The 25,605-nt window shown below is 66.9% G+C and carries 20 protein-coding genes and 1 pseudogene; 15 read left to right on the top strand and 6 right to left on the bottom strand.

Annotation, left to right across the window (positions count from 1 at the left end; translation table 11 throughout):
• The first annotated feature begins 138 nt into the window (after positions 1 to 138).
• Both FHR94_RS09490 and FHR94_RS09485 read left to right on the top strand, forming a co-directional pair.
• A complete protein-coding gene (locus tag FHR94_RS09490) occupies positions 139 to 2,016 on the top strand; it encodes an ABC transporter ATP-binding protein (protein ID WP_183325475.1) in 1,878 nt (625 codons plus the stop codon).
• 109 nt (positions 2,017 to 2,125) lie between these two features.
• Positions 2,126 to 6,427: an nSTAND1 domain-containing NTPase gene (locus FHR94_RS09485; protein ID WP_183325474.1), complete on the top strand. Its 4,302-nt coding sequence runs from the start codon at positions 2,126 to 2,128 to the stop codon at positions 6,425 to 6,427.
• Here the strand turns inward: FHR94_RS09485 and FHR94_RS09480 are convergent.
• Both FHR94_RS09480 and FHR94_RS09475 read right to left on the bottom strand, forming a co-directional pair.
• A complete protein-coding gene (locus FHR94_RS09480; protein WP_183325473.1) occupies positions 6,424 to 7,410 on the bottom strand; it encodes a hypothetical protein in 987 nt (328 codons plus the stop codon). The genes FHR94_RS09485 and FHR94_RS09480 overlap by 4 nt on opposite strands.
• Positions 7,411 to 7,418: 8 nt before the next feature.
• Entirely contained in the window at positions 7,419 to 7,889 is a 471-nt protein-coding gene (locus tag FHR94_RS09475) for a glycine zipper 2TM domain-containing protein (RefSeq protein ID WP_183325472.1), read from the bottom strand.
• 234 nt (positions 7,890 to 8,123) lie between these two features.
• On the opposite strand from FHR94_RS09475, the gene FHR94_RS09470 reads away from it, so the two are divergent.
• Positions 8,124 to 8,660: a DUF4231 domain-containing protein gene (locus FHR94_RS09470; RefSeq protein WP_183325471.1), complete on the top strand. Its 537-nt coding sequence runs from the start codon at positions 8,124 to 8,126 to the stop codon at positions 8,658 to 8,660.
• Positions 8,661 to 8,670: 10 nt separating this feature from the next.
• On the opposite strand, the gene FHR94_RS09465 is transcribed toward FHR94_RS09470, so the two are convergent.
• Entirely contained in the window at positions 8,671 to 9,120 is a 450-nt protein-coding gene (locus FHR94_RS09465) for a RidA family protein (RefSeq protein WP_183325470.1), read from the bottom strand.
• Positions 9,121 to 9,301: 181 nt separating this feature from the next.
• Here FHR94_RS09465 and FHR94_RS09460 point away from each other — a divergent pair, with 181 nt between their 5' ends.
• Complete coding sequence (locus FHR94_RS09460) at positions 9,302 to 9,757, top strand: aminoacyl-tRNA deacylase (RefSeq protein WP_183325469.1); 456 nt, start codon at positions 9,302 to 9,304, stop codon at positions 9,755 to 9,757.
• 76 nt (positions 9,758 to 9,833) lie between these two features.
• On the opposite strand, the gene FHR94_RS09455 is transcribed toward FHR94_RS09460, so the two are convergent.
• Positions 9,834 to 11,111 carry an MgtC/SapB family protein gene (locus FHR94_RS09455; protein WP_183325468.1) on the bottom strand — a complete coding sequence of 426 codons (1,278 nt, stop codon included), beginning with the start codon at positions 11,109 to 11,111 and terminating at the stop codon, positions 9,834 to 9,836.
• A gap of 113 nt (positions 11,112 to 11,224) precedes the next feature.
• Here FHR94_RS09455 and FHR94_RS09450 point away from each other — a divergent pair, with 113 nt between their 5' ends.
• Positions 11,225 to 13,120, top strand: a complete 1,896-nt coding sequence (locus FHR94_RS09450; RefSeq protein ID WP_183325467.1) for a putative bifunctional diguanylate cyclase/phosphodiesterase — start codon at positions 11,225 to 11,227, stop codon at positions 13,118 to 13,120.
• A gap of 29 nt (positions 13,121 to 13,149) precedes the next feature.
• Here FHR94_RS09450 and FHR94_RS09445 read toward each other — a convergent pair whose 3' ends face one another.
• Positions 13,150 to 15,123: an acyl CoA:acetate/3-ketoacid CoA transferase gene (locus FHR94_RS09445; RefSeq protein ID WP_183325466.1), complete on the bottom strand. Its 1,974-nt coding sequence runs from the start codon at positions 15,121 to 15,123 to the stop codon at positions 13,150 to 13,152.
• 358 nt (positions 15,124 to 15,481) lie between these two features.
• Here FHR94_RS09445 and FHR94_RS09440 point away from each other — a divergent pair, with 358 nt between their 5' ends.
• Both FHR94_RS09440 and FHR94_RS09435 read left to right on the top strand, forming a co-directional pair.
• Positions 15,482 to 16,234: an SDR family NAD(P)-dependent oxidoreductase gene (locus tag FHR94_RS09440; RefSeq protein WP_183325463.1), complete on the top strand. Its 753-nt coding sequence runs from the start codon at positions 15,482 to 15,484 to the stop codon at positions 16,232 to 16,234.
• A 59-nt stretch (positions 16,235 to 16,293) separates the two neighbouring features.
• Positions 16,294 to 17,064 (top strand): VIT1/CCC1 transporter family protein, encoded by a 771-nt coding sequence (locus FHR94_RS09435; protein WP_183325461.1) that lies wholly within the window; start codon positions 16,294 to 16,296, stop codon positions 17,062 to 17,064.
• A 966-nt stretch (positions 17,065 to 18,030) separates the two neighbouring features.
• Here the strand turns inward: FHR94_RS09435 and FHR94_RS09430 are convergent.
• Complete coding sequence (locus FHR94_RS09430; RefSeq protein ID WP_183325460.1) at positions 18,031 to 18,252, bottom strand: amphi-Trp domain-containing protein; 222 nt, start codon at positions 18,250 to 18,252, stop codon at positions 18,031 to 18,033.
• A 744-nt stretch (positions 18,253 to 18,996) separates the two neighbouring features.
• Here FHR94_RS09430 and FHR94_RS19970 point away from each other — a divergent pair.
• From FHR94_RS19970 to FHR94_RS09395, 8 genes and pseudogenes are all read left to right on the top strand, one after another.
• Positions 18,997 to 19,206: pseudogene (locus tag FHR94_RS19970) on the top strand (site-specific integrase); the annotation flags it as partial.
• A gap of 70 nt (positions 19,207 to 19,276) precedes the next feature.
• Positions 19,277 to 20,365: a tyrosine-type recombinase/integrase gene (locus FHR94_RS19965; protein WP_343064655.1), complete on the top strand. Its 1,089-nt coding sequence runs from the start codon at positions 19,277 to 19,279 to the stop codon at positions 20,363 to 20,365.
• Between the two features lie 96 nt (positions 20,366 to 20,461).
• Positions 20,462 to 21,475, top strand: a complete 1,014-nt coding sequence (locus FHR94_RS09420; RefSeq protein WP_183325458.1) for a hypothetical protein — start codon at positions 20,462 to 20,464, stop codon at positions 21,473 to 21,475.
• Between the two features lie 87 nt (positions 21,476 to 21,562).
• Positions 21,563 to 21,871, top strand: a complete 309-nt coding sequence (locus FHR94_RS09415; RefSeq protein WP_183325456.1) for a hypothetical protein — start codon at positions 21,563 to 21,565, stop codon at positions 21,869 to 21,871.
• Entirely contained in the window at positions 21,868 to 22,311 is a 444-nt protein-coding gene (locus FHR94_RS09410) for a hypothetical protein (RefSeq protein ID WP_183325454.1), read from the top strand. The genes FHR94_RS09415 and FHR94_RS09410 overlap by 4 nt, the downstream gene beginning before the upstream one ends.
• Positions 22,308 to 22,550: a hypothetical protein gene (locus FHR94_RS09405; RefSeq protein ID WP_183325452.1), complete on the top strand. Its 243-nt coding sequence runs from the start codon at positions 22,308 to 22,310 to the stop codon at positions 22,548 to 22,550. The genes FHR94_RS09410 and FHR94_RS09405 overlap by 4 nt, the downstream gene beginning before the upstream one ends.
• Positions 22,551 to 22,637: 87 nt before the next feature.
• On the top strand, positions 22,638 to 23,606 hold the full coding sequence (locus tag FHR94_RS09400; RefSeq protein ID WP_183325450.1) for a toprim domain-containing protein: 969 nt from the start codon (positions 22,638 to 22,640) through the stop codon (positions 23,604 to 23,606).
• A complete protein-coding gene (locus FHR94_RS09395) occupies positions 23,596 to 25,557 on the top strand; it encodes a DUF927 domain-containing protein (protein WP_183325448.1) in 1,962 nt (653 codons plus the stop codon). Before FHR94_RS09400 ends, FHR94_RS09395 begins: the two co-directional genes overlap by 11 nt.
• Positions 25,558 to 25,605 lie beyond the last annotated feature (48 nt).

The raw sequence follows: 25,605 nt of genomic DNA, 5'->3' as shown, positions 1-25,605 counted from the left end.
TGGGGAGGCCAAACCGTCGCCGCTGGGGTGGACCGACCAGCGCTATCTCGAGTCCCAGGTCCGGTCTATGCTGTCAGGCAGGCTGCGATGCCCGCCGTCACGCTGGCGGGCGTCGGCGTTTTTCCGCGGTGATCCCTCATGTTCCGCTTCTTCGAGAACCTGGTGAATCCCTATCCCACGCAGGCGGACGGCACCCCGCCCCGGGGACTGTTCGCCTTCATCCTGCACTTCTCGCGCCCGGTGCTGCCGCTGCTGCTGCTGATGTCGCTGCTGACCGCCTTGGTGTCGGCGGCCGAGGTGCTGTTCTTCCATTACATGGGCGAGCTGGTGGACTGGCTGACACAGGCCGAGCGGGCGGGCTTTCTTGACGCGTACGGCTGGCGCCTGGCCGGCATGGCGGCGCTGGTGGTGATCGGCCTGCCGCTGTTGACCCTGCTGCAGGCGCTGGTGACCCATCAGAGCATCTTCGGCAACTATCCGATGATCGGTCGCTGGCTGGCCCATCGCCACATGCTGCGCCAGAGCCTGGCCTTCTATCAGGACGAGTTCGCCGGGCGCGTCTCCCAGAAGGTGATGCAGACAGCCCTGGCGATCCGCGAGACGGTAATGAAGCTGATGGATCTGATGGTCTACGTGATCGTCTACTTCGCCGGTGCCCTGCTGCTGATGGGCCAGGCCGAGCCCTGGTTGATGCTGCCGCTGGTGGTCTGGTTCCTGGGGTATCTGGCCATCATGTGGGTGTTCGTGCCGCGGCTGCGCGCCGTCTCCATGGCCCAGGCCGATGCCCGGGCACGCATGACCGGACGTATCGTCGACAGCTACAGCAACATCCAGACCATCAAGCTGTTCGCCGATACCCAGCGCGAGCAGGCCTATGCCCGCGACGCCATGGAGACCTTCATGGTTACCGTGCACCGGCAGATGCGCCTGGCCACGCTGCTCACCGTGAGCCTGACGCTGCTCAACTCGCTACTGCTGGCCGCCATCGCCGCCATGGCCATCGGCGCCTGGTACCTGCAGGCGGTGTCGCTGGGGGTGATCGCCGTGGCCATCGCCCTGGTGATGCGTATCCGCTTCATGTCCAACTGGATCCTCTGGGAGGTGGCTGGGCTGTTCGAGAACATCGGCACGGTCCAGGACGGCATCAACACCATCGCCCGCGAGCCGGCGGTCAAGGACCGGCCCGATGCCGTCGAACTCGCGGTGCCCCGTGGCGAGATCCGCTTCGAGGCGCTGCGCTTCGGCTATGCGCGCCCCGACGGCCAGGGGCAGCGCGTCTTCGATGGGCTCGACCTGACCATCGCCCCAGGTGAGAGGGTCGGCTTGATCGGACGCTCCGGGGCCGGCAAGTCGACGCTCGCCAACCTCTTGCTGCGCTTCTACGACCTGGAGGGCGGGCGCATCCTGATCGACGACCAGGACATCGCGGGCGTGACCCAGGAGTCGCTGCGTCGTCACATCGGCATGGTCACCCAGGACACCTCGCTGCTGCATCGCTCGGTGCGCGACAATATTCGCTACGGCAGCCCCGAGGCCAGCGAGGCGGCGATCTTTGAGGCGGTGCGACGCGCCCACGCCGATACCTTCATCGCGGACCTGGTCGACTCCCGGGGACGGCGTGGTCTGGATGCCCATGTGGGTGAGCGCGGGGTCAAGCTCTCCGGCGGCCAGCGCCAGCGCATCGCCATTGCTCGGGTGCTGCTCAAGAATGCGCCGATCCTGGTGCTCGACGAGGCGACCTCGGCGCTGGACTCCGAGGTGGAGGCGGCGATCCAGGAGCAGCTCTACGCCCTGATGGCGGGCAAGACGGTGATCGCCATCGCTCACCGACTGTCGACCATCGCCATGCTCGACCGGCTGGTGGTGATCGATGCGGGACGCATCGTCGAGAGCGGCCGGCACGACGAGCTGCTGGCCCGCGGCGGCCTCTATGCGGCCCTGTGGCGCCGCCAGTCCGGCGGCTTCCTGGGACTCGATACCCGGGTGGCCGATGCCCAGCCGGCGCTGGATGCCTGAGGCGAGGCGGTCGGACACGATGGCGACCCTCTCCTAGGCTGGGCATAACCTCCTAGGCTAGGGGTAATGCCATCGATGTTTCCCTTCGCGGGTGATACGGACCGCTAGGATGAGCACGCTCTTCATCAGCCACAGCAGCGGTGATGCCGAGGCTGCCGCCGACCTGGCCGACTGGCTCAAGCGACACGGCCATCACTCGCTGTTTCTCGACTTCGACGTCGAGCACGGCATCCCGGCCGGGCGTGACTGGGAACGCGAGCTCTATCGTCGCCTGCGTGCCTGCCAGGCGTTAATCGTGCTGTGCAGCGAGTCTTCCATGGCCTCCTGCTGGTGCCTCGCCGAGATCAGCCATGCCCGGGCGCTCGGTAAACGTATCCTGCCGATTCGCATCACCCCCTGTACCCTGCGTCCGCAACTCCGCGAGCTGCAGGTGATCGACCTGACCCGGGAGCCGGAGGTGGGCTACGCGCGGTTGCGTCGGGCGCTCGCCGGGGTCTTCGCCTGGGATACCCGCCGGCCACCCTATCCCGGCCTGATGACCTTCGAGGAGGCAGACGCGGCCATCTTCTTCGGCCGCGACGCCGAGATCCAGCGGGCCCTGGACCGCCTCAACCGGCTGCGCCGCTTCGGTGGACCGCGCCTGCTGCTGTTCCTGGGCGCCTCGGGGAGCGGCAAGTCATCCCTGGTACGGGCCGGCATCCTGCCGCGGCTGCGCGCCGCACCGGAGGCCTGGAGTCTGATCGGTCCGCTACGCCCCGGGGAGCGGCCGCAGCAAGCCCTGGTTGACCACCTGCTGGCCGGGCTCGAGGCACAGGGCGTGGCAACCGACGCGTTGGCGGCGATGGCCGGGGAGGACGAGGCATCGCCGGATCTGTTGCCGGCGGCCTTGCAGGCCCTGCAGGCGCGCCCCGGCCGGACGCGCACGGCGCTGGTGCTGGTCATCGACCAGCTCGAAGAGGTGCTGAAGGACACCGGGCAGGCGGCGGCCTTCCTGCGCCTCCTGCGTCCCGTCTTGCAGGCCACCGATGGCGACGTGTTGATGATCGCCACCCTGCGCTCCGACTTCCTCGGCGCCTTGCAGGCCCAGCCGGACTGGCGTGATATCCCCTTGGCCCCCGTGACCGTGGCGCCGCTGTCGGTGGAGGGCTTCTCGGCGGTCATCGAGGGCCCGGCGGAACTGGCCGGCCTCGACCTCGAGGCCGGCCTGACGCAGAAAATGGTCGCCGATACGGTCACCGAGGATGCCTTGCCGCTGTTGGCCTTCACCCTGCGAGAGCTGTGGGAGAGGGGCAAGGCCGAGGGCCGGCTCACCCTGGCCGAGTACCGTGACCTCGGGGGCCTGCACGGTGCAGTGGCGAAGGCCGCCGAGGCGGTCCTCGACGCCGCCCGGCCCACGCCGGCGCAGCGACATGCGCTGCGCCGGGCCCTGTTCGCCCTGGTCCGTCTCGACGACGAGGGCCGCTACACCCGTCAGGTCGTGCGCTGGCAGGACGTGCCCGCGGAGAGCCATCCGTTGCTGGAGCGCTTCGTTCAGGCGCGCCTGCTGATCGCCGGCGACCGTCAGGGCGAGCGGACCCTGGAAGTGGCGCACGAATCGCTGTTCCGAGTCTGGCGTCGGCTCAATCACTGGTTATGGGCCAATCGCGAGGCCCTGAGGATCCACGAAGGCTTGCGTCGTGCCGCCGCCGACTGGGAGGAGGGAGGGGCCAGCGACGAGCTGCTGGTCCACCGGGGGGGACGCCTCGAGGAGGCGGAGGCGCTGGCGCGGGAGGCGACCCTGCCGCTCGACACGCGGGAGCGCCGCTACCTGGAGGCCTGTCACGCCCTGCGCGCCGCCGAGCTCGAGGAGCGCCGGCGCCGTGACCGGCTCAAGCGGCGCTGGGTCGTCGCCACCTGGCTGACGCTGGTGGGAGGGGTCATCGGGCTTGGCGGATTCGCCTGGTCGCTGCATCACCAGGAACGGGCCACCCGCCAGGGGCTGGCCGACCTGCATTGGGCCAATGCGGTGAGCGCCCGTGACCGGGACGACGAGCCGCTTCGCGCGAGTCATCACTTCATGCAGGTGGCGGCCCTGGCGCTGGAGGTTCCCCGGTCGGCGAGTGCCTATTGGGCCGGAGAGCGCCTGGGCCGGGGCCCGAGGCTCGAGGCCATCGTCGAGGCCGGCCCGGGGCTAGTGGTGGCCGATGTCGAGGCCTCGGGTGAGACGCTGCGTCTGTGGAGTCAGGGAGGCGGTAGCCTGGCGTGGTCCGAACGCGAGAGGGCGGCGGCACCGATAGTGCCGCCGGGGCCGGGCGCGGTGCAGACGGTCGATCCCACAGGCACTCCCTGGCGGCAACGCCTCGCGGTTCACTTGCCGGATGGCCGCGTCGAGGTGCGTGATCGCCGCAGCGGTGAGCTACTGCTCGAGACGCCACCGGCCTTGGAGCGACTGTGGATCGGCGGCGCCGAGGAGGCCGCGGCGGTGACACGCCACACCGGTGGCGAGGCCTGGGTATGGGACCTGCGCCGCGGCGAGCGTCGGGGGACGCTGCCGGGGGCGACGCTGGCCGGCGTGGCCTTCGCCCCCGACGGCACGCGGCTGCTCACCTGGACCCGCGATGGGTCAGCCTTCCTCCATGAGGAGGGGACATTGACGCCGGTGGCCGACACAGGGCCCGGGGAGGAACATCGTGTCGTCGGCGGGATGCTGGGCCGAGGTGCGGGGGCGCTGGCGCTGTGGGACGCCGCGGGAACCCTGTGGCTGCCGGCCCGGTCCGGTCATGTCCTGAGGCCCTCCGGCCAGGGGCTGTGTAGCCCCCGGGCCATCGGCGCCCGCTTCCTGACGGGACCGGCCCGCCTGCTGGTATGGAACCATGGCGCCTGCGGGACCGCCCGGCTGTGGGCCCTCGGCACCCTAACGACCCTGGGGTCGGGCATGCGCCACGACGAGGAACTCGCACCACCGCGGGTGGGGGACGAGCGCCTCCTCACCTGGAGCCCGGGGAGCGGACCGGCGCGGCTCTGGGATGCCGCGACCGGCGAGGCCTTGGCGACGCTTCCCGGACCCGTCACCGGAGCCCGTTTCGCGGCGCCGTCGGGGCCGCTGATCACCTGGCACGGCCTGCAGGCACGGCTCTGGTCGAGCCATGACGGGAGCCCCCTGGGCCTGCCGCTGCGCCATGCCGGGCCGGTGGCGGGGGTCGTCGCAAGCGAGGGCGGACGGCGCCTGCTCGGCTGGTCGGAGGTGGGTGACCTGCGTCTGTGGCGGGGCCCGGCGGAAGGGGGCGTCGCTTCGGCACAATGGCGGTTTGCAGCGGCGGTTCTCGATGCCGTGCCGCTGCTGGACGAGGAGCAGGTCCTGGCCGTCACCCTCGAGGGCCGGCTCCAGGCCTGGTCGCCGGACGGCGCCGCCACGCCACAGTGGCTGGACCGGAGGGCCGTGTTCGCGGCCTTCTCCCCGGATGGTCATCGCCTGCTCACCGCCACGGCCGACGGTGAGGTACGCATCTGGAACCGCGAGGGCGAGCACTTCCTGGAACTGGCCACACCGGGGGGCACCGTCGGCGACGATCCTCTGGCGGGAGTGGTCTGGGGGAAGGCCGCCGACCGCCTGCTCTTCTGGGGGGAGCGGGGCTGCACCGCCTGGCTGTGGCGACTGGGCACCGTCCGGGTGTTGCCGGTCACGCATGGCGAGACGACGGACACCGAGTGCCGGTTGCGGGGGGCGAGCTTTGCCGACGATGGCGAAGGCCGGCGGGCGCTGACCTGGGGGGAGGATCGACGCTTGCGTCTGTGGGATACCCAGGCGTCGGTGCCCGCGGCGCTGGCGACGCTGCTCGAGGACACGCTAGTACGTGACGCCCGCCTCGCGGGCGAGGGGACGCCGGTGCTGGTCGCCACCGCGGATGGCCGTATCCGCCTGATTCAGTCGGCCGAGTCCCTCGACCTGGCGCATCCCGGGGTGCGCGGGGCTCGCCTGCATGCCGGAAGCCGGCGGGTCCTCGGCTGGGGTGGGGAGAACGTACGGCTCTGGGACGCGGACAGCGGCGCACCGCTCGCCTCCCTCTCCCATGATGGCGTCGTTGCCGGCGCGGCCTTCACGCCCGGTGGCGAGCGCCTGATCAGCTGGCAGGCCGACGGGGTCGTGCGCCTCTGGGATGCGCTCGCCGGCCAGCCGCTGACGCCGCCGCTGGGCGGCGGAGGGCGCGAGCCGCCGACGATCGACATCGATGCCTCGACGTCGGCGATCCGCCTGCTGGTCACCGCGGGCGATCGAGGCCGGCTATGGCGCCTCCCCCCCTTCGCCGCCCCGCCGTCTGAGCCGGTTCGCCACCACGAGATCGCCACCGGCAGCCGGCTGACGCCCCAGGGCGAGGTCGTGGCGCTACCGGGGGAGGCGTGGCGGCGATTGCAGGCCGAAGACAGTCGCTAAGGCATGACGTTGACCCGGGAGTTCGACCAGGCGGTGACCCAGCCTCCAGTCGGTGCCCAGGCGCGGACCTTGAGTCGATGCGTGCCGGGTGAGACCCGCTGGAAGCTGTCGCGGCCATCCCACTGGCGGGGGGCGATGCTACGGCCGGCGGCAACGCCGCCGATGGGCGCCTCGTCGACGAAGAACTGGCGCTCGCCGTCGATGGCCTCTTCCACGCGCACGAACTCTGCCACGGCACGGGGAAAGGCGGAGTGGGAGAAGAAGCGGTAGGAGGCACGCTCCTGGGCCTGGGCGCGGATGCGCCGGGGCAGGAACGAGACCTCTTCGATGGCCACCGACCCGACCGCCCGAGGGCCGCACCCGAGGGCCAGGATCCGGAAGGAGGGAGCGGGGCGCTCGCCGCTCATGTCCGTCGCGGTCACGCCGATGGCGGCGGGCCGCTCACTCGCGCCGAAGGCGGGCGGCAGCCGGAACTGCAGGCGATGCTGGCCGATCTCGCCGGAGCCGAAGGGCAGACGAAAGGTGTAAATATCCGGGACATCGCGGGCACTGAGGCGCAGGGTGACGATCACCGGGGCCTCGTGGGAGAAGTTCAGCACGAAGGGCCAGTCGCCACGCACCACGCCGATGGCAGCGAAGGCGCTGGTGTTGTAGAGGGACGCGAAGACCGGGCCTTGACGCTGCAGCCGTTTCATCATGGCGTCGTCGTTCGACATCGAGTGTTCCTGGCTGCGCTGGTGCAGCCAGCGTCCCACCAGTGCCAGGGCCGCCACACCGGCGACGATGGCCGGGACCTTCCAGTCGTCGTTATCCCCGTCGCCTCCCTCGTCGGGGTAGCGCGGGTCGTCGTGGCCACCGTCATCCGCGGTATCCTGGCTCCCGGTGTCGTAGTCGGGGAAACGATCCTGAGCCGACAGACCCGACGAGAGCAGCATCAGCGCTGCCAGCAGGCCCGCAAGCCCGCGTATCCACCTGTGCCGCATCTGCCCTCCTAGGCCTCCACCGTATTCCAGGATTGGCCATCCGGGCGTCGACAGGCCGTGCCGTTGGTGCTGCGTCGCTCGCCGTCGACGACAACCTCGAGGTTGAAGTCACGACACTGCCGAGCCCCATCCTGGTAGGTGCGCCGAGGAGTCATGGTGTAGGCATTGCCGGTCTCGGGGTTGCGCCAGCGCTCCGACTGCCCGTCGGGGGCGTGGTCGAGCGTCGCATCCATTGCCTGCTGGTCTGCAGGAGTCAGCCGGGTGCCGATCTCCTTGCCGATCCAGGCCCCCAGGCCGGCGCCGATCACCGTGGCGATGGTCCGGCCGGAGCCGCCGCCGACCTGGTGGCCCAGGGCGCCGCCGACCAGCCCGCCGATACCGGTCGCCACCCCCTCGCGGGTGCTGAGATTCTGGCAGCCGCCGAGCAGCAACAGACTCAGCAAGGCCACCAAGAGCGTACGTGCCAGGCGAATCATCATGCCGATTCCTCCTGTCGACGGGGCCGGTCCGCGAGGTCGGATACCGGGGCTCGGAAGCGCAGGTAGACCACTACCCCGTCTTGTTCACTGGGGCATTCGTCGAGTCCCTGGTTATCAGTATTGCACCCTCGGCCGCACCCCTCCATGTCGGCGGCGGCCGGCTGCTATCTTTAGAGCTTCTTTCACAACCCGGCGAGCGATGAGCTTTTCCGGCAACAAGCCTGGGAGGCTGCCATGGACGATGCGGACCACCATGAGGCGCCGGCCGGCGACGGGGAACGGCGGGACGACGGCCTCTCGCGACGCCACGAGTGGCGACGGCTGGAGGACCAGCTGGCCTGGTACGGGCAGCGTAGTCGCGCCTGCCGACGCTGGCACAAGGGACTGCGCCTGGTGCAGGTGGTCTTCGCCGCCGCCATTCCGGTGATCTCCCTGGCGGAGCTGCCATGGGCCCGCTGGCTGACCGCCTCGCTGGGGGCCTTGATCGCGGTGCTCGAGGCGGTCGAGCAGATCAACCAGTTCGGGCCGCTGTGGATCCAGTACCGGGCGACCGCCGAGAGCCTGAAGCACGAGAAGTATCTGCTGCTGGCCGGGGCGGGCCCCTATCGGGAACTGGCGCGTGCCGAGGCCCTGCGGCTGCTGGCCGAACGGGTCGAGGAGCGGGTGTCTGGCGAGCATGCGCGCTGGGTACGTGCCTCGGAACAGGCGGTGGCGACGCCGGTCGTCGGGCAGGCCGACGCTCGATCACGGTCAGGCGAGGATGAGTCGTGATCGGGAGCTCCTACTCCGACTCCGACGATTCTCCTTGCCTTCGGTCGTCAGTTTCCGATGCTTGGCGACGAGGAGAGCAGCGGCGGCGTGCCATCAGCGTGATCTCCACCCGGCTGTCTCCGGAGAGGCGCGGCGACTCCGTGCAGGTCCGGGCGGGATAGTGGTCCGCGGGAAAGAATTCCGCATAGACGGCGTTCATGTCCTTGAGGTCGTCGAGGTCGGCCAGATGGATATCGGCCCGCACCACATCGGTCAGGTCACAGTCGACGCTGGCCAGCATATGCTCCAACCGGCGCATCACCCAGCGGGTCTCCTCGACGATGTCGCCGAGCACGGTGTCGCCGCCCTGGATGTCCGAGGCGGCCAGCCCCGACACGAACACATAGTCGTCATCCAGCACCAGATGGCTGCCGGGGAAGGTCGGCACCGGCAGGGTGGCATCGTTGTGGTATTCCGGCATCGTCGGACCTCCTTGCTGACGCGTTCTCAGCCTAGCCAGAGTGCTCCTTGGATGCCAGGGCGACGAGTGTCACGTCCGTTGTGACGGGGCCAGCGGTGATTGGGGTTTCAGGGCGGGGAGGACCCTGACTATGCTGAGGATGAGGAGTACCCGTTGAACCATTCACATGGGGGAGATCGTCATGTCCATGGAACGAGTGCGACGCTTTCTCGATGAGAAGGGCGTCAAGTACGTCATCATGCAGCATTCCCCGGCCTATACCGCGCAGGAGGTGGCCGAAGCCGTACACGTGCCGGGCAGACGCTTCGCGAAATCCGTGATGGTGGATATCGATGGTCGGCTGGCGCTGGCGGTCCTGCCAGCCACCGACCAGGTCGATCTGGACCGCCTGGCCAAGTCCACCGGCGCCAAGGCCGTGGCACTGGCTAAGGAGGAGACGTTCCAGAGCCGCTTTCCGGACTGTGAACCCGGTGCCATGCCCCCCTTCGGCAACCTGTTCGACATGGAGGTGTTCGTCTCGCCGCACTTGGCCCAGGCCGATTTGATCGCGTTCAACGCCGGCAGCCATACGGAAGTGATGCAGCTGTCCTATGACGTCTTCGATCGCCTGGTCGCGCCGGTGGAGGTGGCGATGTGACCCGAGGGCCCGTGCCGGTCGGCGACCGACGCGGGGCCTGTTGCGGTCTATTGGGCGAGGTGCCCCCGATGGCCGGTCAGACCAGCCAGGCCAGTGCCAGGCCCGACAGCAGCGAGGCGATCATCGGCAGGGCGACGCGCTGGCCGAGGTGACGGGTTCCGAAGCCGGCCGCCAGGCCGACCTTCATCAGGTTGTTCACGGCGGCGGCGATGATGATGCCCAGCACCGCGGTGGCGGCATCGATGCGTTCCAGTGACATGCGGGTCAACGACAGGGTGATGGCATCGACATCGGCCACACCCGAGCTGGCGGCCAGCAGGTAGATCCCGGCCTCACCGAGCCAGGTCCGCAGCCATTCGCCGAGTAGCATGATCACCCCCAGCAGGGCACCGAACAGCAGCGCCGTGCGCAGCTCCAGAGGGTTCTGGATCAGCGCCGGCCGGTCGACCTTGGGCGAGCGGCGCTGGGTGTGCCAATAGTAGAGGGCGGGCACATAGAGCACGGCCCCCATGGTCGTGATCGGCACCAGCAGCCTTGGTAGCAGGCCGGGATTGACCACGGCCGCGTAGATCAGGATACGCGGGAACATGGTGCCACAGGCCAGCAGGATGCCGGCCGCCAGCAGCGTCTCGATCTTCTGGTTCTGGCGCGACTGACGGGCGAAGTGGAGGGTCAGGGCGGTGGAGGAGGACAGCCCGGCGAAGAGCCCGGTGAAGAGGATTCCCTTCTCGGTGCCACCGACCCGGATGGCGAAATAGCCGACGAAGGAGATCGCGGCGATCAGCACGACCATCCACCAGATCTCGTAGGGATTGAGGGCCCCGCCGGGGCCCATGCCCTGGTCGGGCAGCAGCGGCAGCATCACCACGGTGATCAGTAGCAGCTTGAGGCCGGCATCGAGTTCATGGGCCTGCAGCTTGTTCAACAGGCCGTGGATCTCGCGCTTGTTGTCGAGGATCACGGCGGTGACCACCGCGCAGGCCGCCGCCAGGGCCAGGTCAACGGCCACCGCGATGGCGCCGAAGCAGAACGTGAGCAGCAGTCCGATCAGGCCCGTGATGCTGTAGTCCTGGTGCTGCTCCAGCTGGGCGCGCCAGGCCACCAGGCTGGTGATGGCCACCGCCAGGAAGACCAGCGGGAAGGCCCAGGCGCTGACGGCGGAGAGCAGCGCGGCGAGACCTCCGAGCAGCCCAACCAGGGCATGGGTGCGGACGCCGGCGATGCGGGAGCCGGAGGCCTGGGACCGGGCCACCCAGCCGCGCTCGATGCCGATCAGCGTCCCCAGCAGCAGGGCCACGGCCAGCCGGATGGCGCTCTCGTTGCCGGTCACGAACTGACTGGCGACCTCGTCCATGATCAAGCCTCCTCGTCGTCGGGCCGGGACATCCCGGCGGTCCTCAAGAAGAGCATAAGGGATAACAACGCATTACACTGGGCCTACATGTCGATACAAGGACCCACGGTGGCATGAAGGGACCCCAACGCGAGCCCCGCGTGGCGGCCGCGCCTCGCTATCATCGGATCCGTCGTCTGGCGATCGGCCTGACCCTGATGGCCATGGTCGTCCTGGCCGGCTGGTGGCAGCGCCTGTGGCTGCTGGGTGGGGGCTATCTGCTGGTGACGGTGCTGGGGCTGCTGGGGCTGCTGGGGCTGCTGGGGCTGCGCCATTACCTTCACCTGCGACGACGGGAGGCGTCGCTGCGTATCGCCGCCCTGGCCTTCGAGACCCATTTGGGCATGCTGATCACCGATGCCGAGGGCCGCATCCTCAAGGTCAACCGCACCTTCACGCGCATCACCGGCTATCGCGAGGAGGAGGTGGTGGGCCGAAACCCGCGGATGCTGAGCGCCGGTCGCCACGATGATGCCTTCTACCGTCGGCTGTGGCGACAGGTGAAACGACAGGGCAGCTGGCAGGGGGAGATCTGGAGCCGGCATCGCAGTGGTGAGGTGTTTCCCGAGTGGCTGACCATCAGCGCGGTGCGCGATGACCGCGGGCAGTTGACCCACTACGTGGCCACCTTCAGCGACATTTCCCGGCGCAAGGCGGCCGAGCAGGAGATCCACCAGCTGGCCTTCTTCGATCCCCTGACCGGACTGCCCAATCGGCGCCTGCTGCTCGACCGCCTGCAGAGCGCGCTCAAGGACAGTCGCCGCAATGGTCAGTTCGGGGCCCTGCTCTATCTCGACCTGGACAACTTCAAGCGGGTCAACGATAGCCGGGGGCATCACCAGGGCGATGAACTGCTGCAACACATTGCCCGGCAACTGGAAGGGGTGCTCCGGGATGTCGATACCCTGGCGCGCCTGGGCGGCGACGAGTTCGCCGTGCTGCTTCAGGACCTCGGCCAGGACCAGGAGGAGGTCGAGCGGGTCGCGGAGCGGGTCACCCACAAGCTGCTCGGCGTGCTGCAGACCCCGGTCATGCTCGGGGCAGAGCCGCTCACGATGACCGGTAGCATCGGCATCACGCTCTTTCGTGACCCGGAGAGAACGGTCGACGAGGTGCTCCAGCAGGCCGACATGGCCCTGTTCCAGGCCAAGAAAGCAGGACGCAATACGCTGAGCTTCTTCGATCCTGCCATCCAGGCGAGGGTTCAGGCGCGGGCGCGGCTCGAGGCCGATCTTCGCCAGGCGCTGCCGCGTGGGCAGCTGCGGCTCCACTACCAGCGTCAGGTGGACGCCGATGCTCGAGTGTGTGGCCTCGAGGCGCTGCTGCGCTGGCAACATCCCGAGCGGGGCATGGTGTCCCCCGGGGAGTTCATTCCTCTGGCCGAGGAGAGCCGGTTGATCATCGCCATCGGCGACTGGGCCCTGGAGGCGACGTGCCGCCAGCTCGCCCGCTGGGCTGGCGAACCTGCCATGGCCGGGCTAACGGTGTCGGTGAACGTGAGCCCCCAGCAGTTTCATGAGCCCGACTTCGTCGAGCAGGTCGAGGCCATTCTGGCGCGCACCGGCGCCCCGGCCCGGCGTCTCAAGCTCGAGGTGACCGAGACCCTGTTCGTTCACGATCGTGACGATGCCCGCGACAAGATGCTGCGTCTCAAGGCACAGGGCGTGACCTTCGCGCTGGACGACTTCGGTACCGGCTACTCCTCGCTGGCCTACCTCAAGCGCCTGCCTCTGGACCAGCTCAAGATCGACCAGTCCTTCGTGCATGACCTGCTCGAAGAGGAAGCCAGCGCCGCCATCGTCGCCAGTACCATCGCGCTCGCCGAGAGCCTGGGCCTGGAGGTGATCGCCGAGGGGGTCGAGACCGAGGCCCAGCGGGCCTGGCTGACGACGCATGGCTGCCAAGCCTTTCAAGGCTACCTGTTCGGCCGGCCGGTGCCGGCCTCCGAGTTGATGATTGCCGTCGCCTGATCTCGAGCCACGTCGGGGAAGGGACCTCGTCAGCCCTTGAGATGATGCCGTGCCTCCTCGGCGCTCTCGTAGATATGCGGGGAGACGGCCCGCGCCTCCAGGGCGTGACCGAGCTTCTTGCGCATGAAGCCGCTGGTGGTGTAGCGGGTCACTCGGCTATAGAAGCGCTGCTCGAGGCCGCGCACCATCTCGGTGTAGGGACCGAGCAGGGCATCGTCGATGCGGAAGTGGTCGTAGTTGACGATGGCCTGGACCCGTCGGCCCAGCGGGGCGAGGCGACGCTCCACTTCCTGCTCGATGGCGTCGATGTCCGCCCGGGAGGCGACGCGCAGGTGCTCGAAGTTGATGAAGAGGATACCTTCCTCCTCGTCGAGGCTAAAGCGCTGCGCCAGCGGCCGGTCGAGCAGCTCCTCGGCGAGCCCCATGGGCACTTCGCGGAAGATCCGCGCGTCCATGGGGCGGGGCGGCTCGGGCATCCGCGGTGTGAAGGCCATCAATGCCAGGACGTCGCGCTCGAGGTCGACCCCCGGGGCGATCTCGGTGAGGGTGAGCCCCTCCGGGGTGAGGTCGAACACCGCCCGCTCGGTGACATAGCGCACCGGCTTGCCGTCCGCGGCGGCCAGGGCACCGCTGAAGGTACGGTGTTCCACCTCGGCCACGAACTTAGGCTGGCCGCCCTCGGGTAGCCGAAGGGCCCCGTCGACGATGGCGAGCGTCTCCTGCGCCGCCACGAAGGTGCCCATGAACACCACCCGGCGGGCGTTCTGACTGATGTTGATGAAGCCCCCGGCACCGGCCAGCCGTGCGCCGAACCGCGAGACGTTGACGTTGCCGGTGGCATCGACCTGGGCCATGCCCAAAAAGGCGATATCGAGCCCGCCGCCGTCGTAGAAGTCGAACTGGGCGGGCTGGTCGATAATCGCCTGGGTATTGGTGGCGGCGCCGAAGTCGAGGCCGCCGGCCGGCAAACCGCCGATCACCCCGGGCTCGGCGGTGAGCGTCAGATGCTCCAGCAGGCGCTCCTCACTGGCCACCGCGCCCACGCCTTCGGGCATGCCGATGCCCAGGTTGACCACGCCGTTGGGCCGGAGCTCGAAGGCTGCACGGCGGGCGATGATCTTGCGGGCCGAGAGGGGAAGGGGCTCCGGAGCGGCCATGGGGGCCCGAATTTCGCCGGAGTAGGCCGCGTTGTAGGCGGTACGGAAGGTCTGCCAGTGGTGAGCCGGATCCTCGCAGACCACCACGCAGTCGACCAGGATGCCGGGGATCTTCACGTCTTTCGGGTGCAGGGTGCCGCGCTCGGCCAGTCGTTCCACCTGCACGATCACCACTCCCCCCGCATTGTGCACCGCCGTGGCGATGGCCAGGGCCTCGAGGATCAGGGCCTCGCGCTCCATGCTGACATTACCCAGGGTGTCGGCGGTGGTGCCACGCAGCAGCGCCACTTGCAGGGGCTGTCCCCGATAGAACAACAGCTCCTCGCCGCCCAGGGTCACCCGCTCCACCAGGGCCTCGGTGGTCACAGCATTGAGGCGGCCGCCGTCCAGGCGCGGGTCGACGAAGGTGCCCAGTCCCACCCGGCTCAGGGTGCCGGGCTTGCCGGCGGCGATGTCGCGAAAGAGGTGCGAGATCACCCCTTGGGGCAGGTTCCAGGCCTGGATGCGGCCCGCGAGGGCGAGCCGCTGCAGGGCCGGCACCAGTCCCCAGTGGCCACCGATCACCTTCGTCACCAACCCCTCGTGACCCAGGTGATTGAGGCCCCGGTTGCCACCATCGCCCTGACCGGCGGCATACATCAGGGTCAGGTCGCGGGGCTCGCCGGTCTCCAGGAAACGCTCCTCCAGGGCCACCGCGAGGGCTTCGGCGAAGCCAATGCCGACGAAACCGCCGGTCGCCACGGCATCGCCATCACGGATCAGGGCGACTGCCTCCCGGGCGGAGACGATCTTGCCCTTCTCGGTGAAAGGGCGGTGGGAGAGCAGGGGATGGGTCGAGTGGGGCATGAGCGGGCTTCCTGATGACTGACCTCTTGTTGTCTTGTCACGTTAGCACGGCACTATGGATGAGGGTTGCCAGGAGGCGGGATCTGGAAAATGCTGTAGTTATTCGTGCAAGCAATCGGTTTGCAAGGTATTGCGTGAGATCGACAGGCAGGCTGTCCAGCGTCAGGGCCCGGCGCTGTAAGCGATGCCCCTCGCGCTACACCACCCGCTGGGACGAGTTGATGCGGGTCAAGACGCGCTGAGAAAGTGCCGCAAGCCTGGGCGATGCGGGGTTTCCGCGGCGGGGCGATTGGCTACACTGGGGGCGCACCGGCGGGCCGTTCGGCGCGCCGGAAGGGCATCGACAGGGAGAAGGGCCATGCGCATGAAGGCCAAGAACGTCATCGTCACCGGCGGCGCCAGCGGCATCGGCCTGGCCAGCGTGGAGCGCTGCCTGGAGGAGGGCGCCAGCGTGGTCATCGCCGACCTCGAGGGCGGCGACGGCCAGGCGCGAGCCGCCCGGCTCGCTGAGCAGTACGACGGCCACTGCCTGTTCAAGGCATGCGACGTCACCGCCACCGTCCAGGTCGATCGCCTGTTCGCGGACACCGTGGCCGAGCTCGGCAGCGTGGAGGCGGTGTTCAACAACGCCGGCATCGGCGGCATCTGCCCCACCGACGAGCTTGGCGACGATGACTACCTGAAGGTTATCGACATCAACCTCAACGGGGTCTTCCGGGTGGCCCGGGCCGCGCTGCGGGTAATGGTCCGCCAGGGCAGCGGCAGCATTGTCAACTGCGCCTCCATCCTCGGGGTCTTCGGCCAGTCCCAGACCGCCGCCTACACCGCCGCCAAGGGTGGGGTGGTGAATCTGACCCGCACGCTGGCCCTCGAGGCGGCACCGAAGGGCGTGCGGGTCAACGCCATCGGCCCGGGTTATATCGATACCCCGCTGCTCGAGGCCCTGGATGACGACATGCTGCAGGGGCTGATCGACCTGCACCCCCTCGGCCGCCTGGGCCGCCCAGAGGAGATCGCCAACGCCTTCCTGTTCCTGGCCAGCGACGAGGCCAGCTTCGTCACCGGGGCACACCTGCTGGTGGATGGCGGCTTCACCACCGGCAAGTCGTGAGGGAGAGACTAAGGCGTGACAGACCGGGAAGAAGGAAGAGACCGCCAGCGGGATGACACATGGTGAGGCTCAAGCGACGCCGCAACGAGGCACTGGATCACGACCATGATCCGGCCTCGATCGCGCGTCGGCTGGAGCGGCCTCGGGAGGCGCAGACGGTGCCAGACGCCATCCTGGGGGGCATCGATGGCTGCGTGACCACCTTTGCCGTGGTGTCGGGGGCCTTCGGTGCCGGCTTCTCGGCGACGGTGGCGCTGGTGCTGGGGCTCGCCAACCTGCTGGCCGACGGCTTCAGCATGGCGATCAGCAACTACGAGGCGATCCAGGCCCAGCGCGAGTACATCGAAGGAATCCGCAAGAGCGAACGGGCACACATCGACCGCTCGCCCGAGGGCGAGCGCGAGGAGATCCGCCAGATCTATCGCCGTAAGGGCCTGCGCGGCGAGACCCTGGAACGGGTGGTCAGCACCATCAGCCAGGACCGCCAGGTGTGGGTCGACACCATGCTGTCCGAGGAGCACGGCCTGCAGACCACCGGGTTGAGTCCGCTGCGCTCGGCACTGACCACCTTTGCCGCCTTCCTGCTGGTCGGGGCCATGCCTCTGCTGCCCTATACCCTGGGCGGTCTCGATGCCACCCAGCAGTTCGTGGCGAGCCTCGTCATCGCCGCGCTGATGTTCTTCCTGATCGGCATGCTGAAGAGCCTGGTCTATCATCGTCCGATGCTGCAGTCGGGACTGCGCACCCTGCTGATGGGAGGGGCGGCCGCTGGCCTGGCCTTCCTGGCCGGGCATGTGGCGCACAGCGTGTTTGGCGTGGGCGTCGCCTGACCGGAGATGTCCCCGGCTGGGGGGACAAAAACCCATCGCCCCGAGGCTACTCGGGGCGATGGCGAACCGGCTAGGGAGATCTATGCAAGGGGCCCATCCTTGGGCATGCCATTGTCATGGCGTTCCTCCTGAGCATGTGGCCAGGCTTTCCACCGAGTTGGACGCAAGGATCAAGGGGCTGCCACATGGCTGCAGGATGCCATGCCGATGGCTGGAGGGCATGGCGTTATCCTCATGCCGTGGTGTAGGAAATCGCTGAGCACGGTTGAGAAACAACATTCTTGGAACCAGGCAGCCCGGATCAACTCGACGTGAAGTGAGCCGGTACCGGCAAGCACTCGGCTCGACACGCTCGTTCGACACCCTGATGAGTGAGGCGGGATTACCGAGACCCCCGCGAACGCCAATAACGAGCAATAGTAGGCTTTACGCTAACCCCGTGAACCAGAATCGACAAGGCAACCACCACCAGGGTCAGGTGTATCAATTCCAGAGCGACTTCCGGTATGACGCAGAGCAACCGCTGCACTAAAAACGGCCAAAAAGCCCCAAGCATCCACTAACAAGCTCAGCCCCAAGCCCAGAAAACTTTCCAGAAAGGCAGTGCCCACAAAGCTAGTGCGTATCTTGTTTGCTAGCCAGCCGACACTATTAACCCGGCAACCTTTCATGTATGCCGCAGATCCCGTAACCATGGGACATACAGAACATTGTGAGCAATCTGTTTGATTGCCGGGTTAATAAACCAAGTGGCAGTTGTCATAAATGACCCGGCAGGTGTATATTCATTCGCTTAGTCGCGCGGACCCCGAGTGATGGGGGTCGATCATCGCGCCTCTGCTGCTCAAGCCCCTCTGCCATGGCGGCGAAGATGGCTCATCTGTACACGACCTGCCTTCCACTTGGGGGTGTTATCTGCCTGGGAGGCTGTGAAGTTGAGGTGATTAGGTGATATTCATCAAGCCTTCAGCGTTCCCATTTGAGCTGGAACTCTATTTCTTCCTCATCATCTGAGCGTTCGTGTTCGATAGTGAATTCGGCGCGGACGGGCACATAGATGCGCTCGCCCGCGATCTGTATCTCAAAACGCTCCTCCTTCTCGATGGCATCTGCCAGGCGTCGTAGCTTGGCCACGAAGTCGGCCTTCGGGTAACCTTTTTCCACATCCCGCTCTGCCTTGGACCCCATATATTCTCTCCTCGATGACCGGGTTATCGACGACGCCCGATGCACCACCAGGCTTGGATCCAGTCTAGCAGGTAATTCTCCCTTCCCCCGACAGCGGAGGGCCGTTTCTCGACAGTTCCCTCGTGAGCGACGGGTCGCGAGGAGGCGAGCCATGAAGCGGACAGGTTGGTGGATGGCAGTTGGCCTGGTGATCGGCCTGGCTTGGTCTATGGAGGTGCTCGCCGAGGGGAGGGGAGGCCGAATTTCTACGGCCTCGGGTCACGGACACCGGCTGCCCAGGCAGATTTTCACGCCCGTGGAATAACAAAACTTTTCGGGCATGAGCTGACCGGGCTAGTTAGGTGGTCACTGCCGGCCCCGCCCTGCCGTCAAGGCGGCCACCCTGGTTGCAGGGCAGAACAGGCGGCCGGCTGTTTGGAGCCTGGCTATCGGAGTTTCGGGCGCCTGAAACCTATATTGGAACCTAGAAGCATCGATCAACAAAAACGGCTACCGCGATGAACCGCTAAATAGCCGTTTTTTCTGTTATTTATGGTGCCGCAAAGAGGACTCGAACCTCCGACCTACGCATTACGAGTGCGTTAACAGCGTATTTCAGCAGAAACGGCTAGAAACAAGAATCGCCAGCTATCCCACGAAAAACAATGCTATAGGCTTGCTACGCTGTTTTCCGCTTGTTGCTCATGTAGGCCCGTTATATCCTGTTCCTGCTACCTATTTGCTACCTAGAAAAAGGGGCCGGGCATGGCGGGCGAAAACAAGCTGAAGCTGACAACCAAGGCGCTGGAGCGGCTTTCCAAGGAGCCGCCGGCCGATAGCGTATTCGACACCGTGCTACCTGGCTTCCACGTGCGACCCAGCAAGCGCGGCCTGACCTTCCGGCTGTACTACCGCACCAAGACGGGCCGGCAGCGCATCCTGACCATTGGCCGCTACGGCACCCGCACCGTTGCCGAGGCCCGCGCCCAGGCCAAAGATGCGTTGGCCATTGTTTCCCAAGGCGGCGACCCGCGCGGTGCTGGAGGTGGCCAAGGCCGAGGAGGAGCGCCAGCAGCAGCAGACGCTTACTGCCTACCTGTCCGGCCCCTATACCGCCTACCAGAATCGCATGAAGGACGGCGCCGCCAACCTGCGGCGCATCGAGAAGGACTTTGCCGGCTGGCTGGATAAGCCCATGGGCAGCCTTAGCCGCGCTGATGTGGAACGTTGGCAGGCCGAGCAAGAGGCAGCCGATAAGCCCCGCGCCTTTGGCACCCTGAAGCGGTCCTATGACGCTTTGTGCGGCCTGCTGGCGCATGCTGCCGAGCGCAAGGTGATACCGGCTCACCCGCTGAAGGGCGTGAAGCTGCAACGGCCGGCCATGACCGAGGAGGAGATGGCCGAGCAAGCATCCCAGCGGCGCTACCTTGAGCCCGAGGAGGTGAAGGCGCTGTTTGCCGGGCTGGAGGCGTACCAAGAGGCCAAGCGAGAGCAGCGGCGTAGCAGCCGCGCCCACGGCAAGGCGTATCTGCCGGACCTGGACGGCGTGACCTATGTGGATCACGTCGCGCCCTGGATTCTGACCATGTACTACACCGGCTTCCGGCCGGGCGACCTGTTCGGATTGCGCTGGGATCACGTCAATCTGGACTTCCGCACCGTCCGCAAGACGATTGAAAAGACGGCGCACCATCGTGAGGAGCCCCAGACCTTCCCGCTGTCCACCGCCGCCGTGGACGTACTCAAGACCTGGCACCGGCAGCAAGGTAAGCCGTCCACCGGCCTGGTCTTTCCGTCAGGCCGCAATGGCAAGCGCATGAGCGCGACCGCCATGCAGAAGCCGTGGGCTGCCGTTCGCAAGCTGGCCGACCTGCCCGATGACTTGCAGTTGTACACCCTGCGGCACAACTTCGCGTCCCAACTGGTCATGGCCGGCGTGGATCTGCTGACCGTCTCCAAGCTGATGGCCCACGCCGACATTCAGACCACTATCAAGTATTACGCCCACCTGCGGCCGGACCACTCCCGCGATGCGGTCGAGGCGTTTGCCAAGGCGGTGCCCAAGGCGCCAGCCGAGAAGGAGGGCGACAGCGACAAGGCGCCAGCGATCCGCGTGGCCGTCACCAACGATTAAGCCGAATTGGCCGGCTAGGGCCGTACACCCGAAAGCGCGGCGACTCCACCGCGCCCGCCGGCCAACCTTATATGGAGTGAGCGCGAGGAGTAGCGCATGGCAATGCAGTCACGTCTTTACCGCTTAAAAAGCTGGCTGACTCTGGAGGACGCGGCATCCCATTTAAGCACTTTGTTATCTGAAAAGGTTGGTGTTTCTGACTTGCTTCAACTTGCTCTTGAAGGCCAGTTAATTATTTCTGTAAACCTGATAGGTGGCGTTAAGGTGAAGAAGGGGGAAATCACAGGATGGCTGGGTACGCCTGTCACTCTCGCTCCAAAAGGAAGTGGTAACTTACTTTCCCTGGCCAAAGAGGCTCCCCCACCCGATACGGTTGCTGATGATGCAAGAAAAATTTCGGGAAAGACACTAAAAGAAGCGCTGGAGTATAGCGAAAGGCTTTCTGAGGGTATAAAGAAAGGGGATTTTGTAGTGTGCCCTTTGGGTGATGCTGTTTCTGACGATGAGTTTGTTTCTTTTAAGGGTGAGGTGATGAATGTGGAGGGGATATGGGATCTTCCTCTCATTTCTGCTGAGCGAATTGATGTCGAGGAAATGTATCAAGAATCTGTGGGCGGGCCGGAAGTTGACTTGATTTCTCTAAATGGCCCTTGGCTTAAAGCCGAAGAGGGGTTCTTGTATTGCATTCAAGAGCGCTTTTCTAAGCAGCATATTAAAGAGGTTTATGGGGAGGAGGGGTTGCATTATTCTGAGTATAATAATCCTAATCACTATTATCCTGCCGGAAGGTTGCCGGATAACTGCTCTATAGTTGTCAGGAGGTGCAATCTGGATGCTTTTATTGCCAGCTTAGAGGGTCCAGAGCAATCAACAGGCCAACCCGCTGAAGGTGAGGTGATTCGAGCCCTTGAGGCGTTCGGCCTGTTGGTGGAGCTGTATGCCAGCCAACATGGCCCTGATTACCGGCATGGGGAGCGGCCGAAGGCGTCACGCATTGTCGAAGATATGCTGGCTGCCGTACCCGATGATGTGACCAACATGGGCGACCGCAAGCTGAAAGACCATGTTGGCGCGGCAATCAAGGCATGGGAGGCCAAGAAGCGCCTCTAGTCTGCAATCTGCATTTTGCACCTGCACCACGGCAGCCCCGGCCGTGGCCACCATCGCAGAGTCAACCAGCAACGTGGAGACTCTGCGATGACCACCAAGACACAACCCCCCAGCCACATGCTGGCCAGCGCCCTGGCCCGTTACCGCGACGGCTTCGACCCGGCGCTCATTGAGCTACCCGAAGCTGCTGTTTTCCCCCATCTGATACCTGCCCAGCCGGCGACCGCCCGCAAGGCCCGCACCACCGGTAGTCTGTTAGGCCGGCCGGCACCGCGTTTCGTGAAGCGTGGCCGTGCCGTGCGCTATCGGCTTAAAGACGTGCTGGACTGGCTGGCCGATGGCGAGAGCTACGCCAGCACCGCCGAGGCCAACGTGGCAGGGAGGGCAGCATCATGAGCGTCGTCTACCACTACACCAGCGAGCGCCATCACCTGCCGGCGATCCTGGCGAGCGGTGAGCTTCGAGGCCGCGCCGACATGGAGGGCGAGCGCCCGCTGGTCTGGTTTTCTACGCATCCGTTCTGGGAACCCACCGCCACCAAGCCGCGCTGGATCGGCGGCCTGCTGGTCCCGCAAACCTTCGATGAATACTGCGACGAGTTCGGTTGCGTGCGCTTCGCACTGCCCGCCGCCGATGGCCGGCTGATGAGCTGGCGCCGGGCGTGCAAGTTTGCCGGTATTCCCAAGCGCGACCGCTGGGCGATGGAGTCCGTAGGCATGGAGGCCGGCGGTGATCCGCGCCAATGGCTGGCGCTGGTTGGCCCCCTACCGCTGGGGGAGCTGAAAGCCGAGCGACTGGAGAACGGCCACTGGCAGCCCATGGAGGTGACGGTATGACCCCGACCGATCAACTGATGCTCAACCGTGCCGCCTTCAGCGGTGACGTTCGTTGCATGGAGGAGGCCGGTCTGGCCATACACGCCATTGCCGATGTGCTCGGAGACGAGGCCATCGAGTTGAATGGCCACCAACGCGAGGGACTGATTCAGGCGCTCAAGCTGGCCGCCAAAAGCCTGGACGACCGCGCCGTTTTCATTGCCGTCGAAGTGCTTGGCGAGGAGGGCGACGATGTTTGAGCTTTCCCACCTGCTGGCCGGCGCCTGGCGCTGGATCGCTGGCCAAGGCGGACAAACCGGACAAGGTAGACGCGAGGAGGGCGAGGCATGACGCCAGAAACGACAAAGGTCCGACTCCCCGAGGAGAGCCGGACCCGTACCGAAGCGCCGCCGAAAGCGCCCCACAAGCATACCACCATCGAGGCCGCACTGGCTGAGGCGTTGGCCCGGCATGGCGTGACGCTGGCGCCCAGGACGTCAGGGCGGTTCGAGCGGTTCGACGCGCCCGACAAGCCCAAGGGCAACGGCAACGGCTGGTATCGCATCCATAGCCCCCAAGCGGCGAGCTTTGGCATCTGGCACCTGGACCTGGCCGAAACCGTCACCCTGGATGGCCCCACCGACGACCCCGAGGCCGCCGCCCAGGCCCGGCTGGACGCCATGCGCGACCGTGAGCGCCGCGACCGTGAGCGGCGCCAGCGTGAGGCGCAAGCCAAGGCCACGGCCAACCGCTGGTGGCCCCAGGCCGGCCCCGCTGATGCAGCGTTCCCCTGGCTGACCCGCAAGCGGCTACCGCCCTACAACTTGCGCCAGCACGGCGACGTGCTGCTGATGCCGCTGTTCTTCGAGGGCGAGCTGGTCAACCTGGAGCGCATCCACCCCAACGGCAACAAGCGCACCCTGCCCGGCGGGCGCGTCAAGGGCGCGGCGAGCCTGATAGGCGACCTGGCTGTCGCCGAGCGCGTGCTGGTGGCTGAGGGCTGGAGTACCGCCGCCGCCTTGCATGAGGCCATGGGCTGCGCCGTGGTGGTGGCCCGCAATGCCGACAACCTGGCCCCGGTTGCGCGGCGCCTTCGCCAACGGCTGCCGGCTGAGGTGGGCATTACCGTGTGTGGCGACGATGACCGCCACTTGCCGGCCCAAGGCAAGGCCAACAAGGGCGCGGTTGAGGCCCGCCACGCTGCCCTGGCCATTGGTGCCGAGCTGCTGATGCCGCAATTCTGCGAGGGCTGCGAGGGCTGTACCGACTTTGCCGACGTGCGCCTGTGCCGGCTGGGAGGTGGCCATGGTGGCTGAATACCGCGATCCCGATACCGTCGATATGTTCGGGCAGCCGCCGGCCCCTGAGTTCGTCCCTACCCCGTTGGACGTGTCCCACGTGTCCTATGTGTCCCAGCCCAGCAATGGCGTGGCTTCCCGCCGGGACACCACCGGGACACCACCTGTCCCAACGTGTCCCATCGCCCGCGAGGTGGACCCCAGCGAGGCAGCGCCGGCCAAGGTGAAGGAGCCCAGACGCCCCACCTTCGCCTGCTACCTGGCCCCCAGCCAATACGGGCCGCCGGGCTTGTACTACCACGGGCAGCGCCAGCCCAAGGGCGACGGCGACCCCGCCCCCTTCGACGTGTGGATATGCAGCCCCATCGAGTGCCTGGCCGCCACCCATGACGAGCGACACGATAACCACGGGCTGCTGCTGCGCTTCAAGCCGCCGTATGGGCCGTGGCGGCAATGGGCGATGCCCCTGGAGCTTTTGAGCGGCAGCGGCGAGGAGATGCGGCGAGAGCTGATGCGGATGGGCGTTCGTATCAGCCCCGACGGCTTCAAGCCGTTGCACCGCTGGGCGTCCCAATGCCGGCCCGAGGAAGTGGTGGTGGCCGCGACCCGTGTGGGCTGGCACCACGTCGAGGAGGCGCTGGCGTTTGTGATGCCCCGGCGCACCATCGCCCAGGGCGAGCTGGCGCGTCGAATCACCTTCCAGAGTGAGGTGGCCGGCCAAGATGACTACGCCACCGCCGGCAGCCTGGAGAGCTGGCGCGCGCACATTGGCCGGCTATGCAGCGGCAACCCGCTGGGCGTGCTGGCCGTGTCCTCCGCCCTGGCCGGCCCGCTGCTGCACCTGTGTCACCGGCAAACGGCGGGCATCCATCTGGTGGGCGATTCCAGCAACGGCAAAACCACCTGGCTGGAGGTGGCGGCGAGCGTCTGGGGCGGTCCCGACTTCAAGCGCACCTGGCGCGCCACCGGCAACGGGCTGGAGGGCGTGGCCGCCGCCCTGAGCGACACGGCGCTGATACTGGACGAGATAGGCGAGGCCGATGGCCGCGAGATAGGCGCCACCATCTACGCCTTGGGCAACGGCACCGGCAAGGCCCGCGCCAGCCGCACCGGCACCGCAAGGCGCCCGCACCGCTGGCGCATCGCAGTATTGAGCAGCGGCGAGCGCACCCTGGCCGCCCACATGAGCGAGGCCGGCAAGCGCCCCCATGCCGGGCAGGCGGTCCGGCTGCTGGATATACCGGCCAAGCGAGCGCATGGCGCTTTCGACACCCTGCACCACCTGGCCGATGGCCGCGCCTTTGCCGACCACCTGAAAAGCGAGGTGACGCGCCACCATGGCCACCTTGGGCCGGCGTTCATCGAGCGGCTGGTGAGCGAGGAGCGCGACCTGGCCGGCGAGGTGGACAAGTTCGCCCAGCTACCGGGCTTCGCTTCGTCCCGACCGTTGCAAGGCCGGGCCGCCAAGGTGCTGGCGCTGATAGGGCTGGCCGGCGAGATGGCCGCCGAGTATGAGCTGGTGGGCTGGGAGCCAGGCGAGGCCATGGCCGCCGCTATCGAGACGTTCCAGGCATGGGCCGCCGGCCAAGGAGGCGTGCGCAGCGAGCATGAGCAGATATTGGCCAGCGTGTCCGACTTCATCGACCGACATGGTGATGCTCGTTTCAGCAGCGTCGAGAGCGATCCGGCCCATGCCCCTATGGTGCGCGACCGGGCCGGCTGGTGGCGCGATGATGCCCAGGGCCGCACCTATCTGTTTACGCCTGGTGGGCTGGCCGAGGCGCTGGGCGGCTTCGACCTGAAGCGCGGCACCGAAGCCCTGGAGGTGGCCGGCTGGCTGGTGGATAGGGGCGGCGATAAGCGTTCGGTTCGCGCCCACGTGCTGGACGACACCAAGCCCAACAAGCCCAAGGTCCGAAAGCGCGTCTACGCGATCCGCCCGGCTGAGGCCGAGGAGGACGCGGCATGAGCCTGGACGATGTTTATCGTGCCTTCGCTGGGACACCTGGCCCCGCAA

It is taken from the genome of Halomonas cerina, assembly GCF_014192215.1.
Classification (GTDB): domain Bacteria; phylum Pseudomonadota; class Gammaproteobacteria; order Pseudomonadales; family Halomonadaceae; genus Halomonas; species Halomonas cerina.
This window is presented reverse-complemented; position numbering and strand designations above follow the sequence as displayed.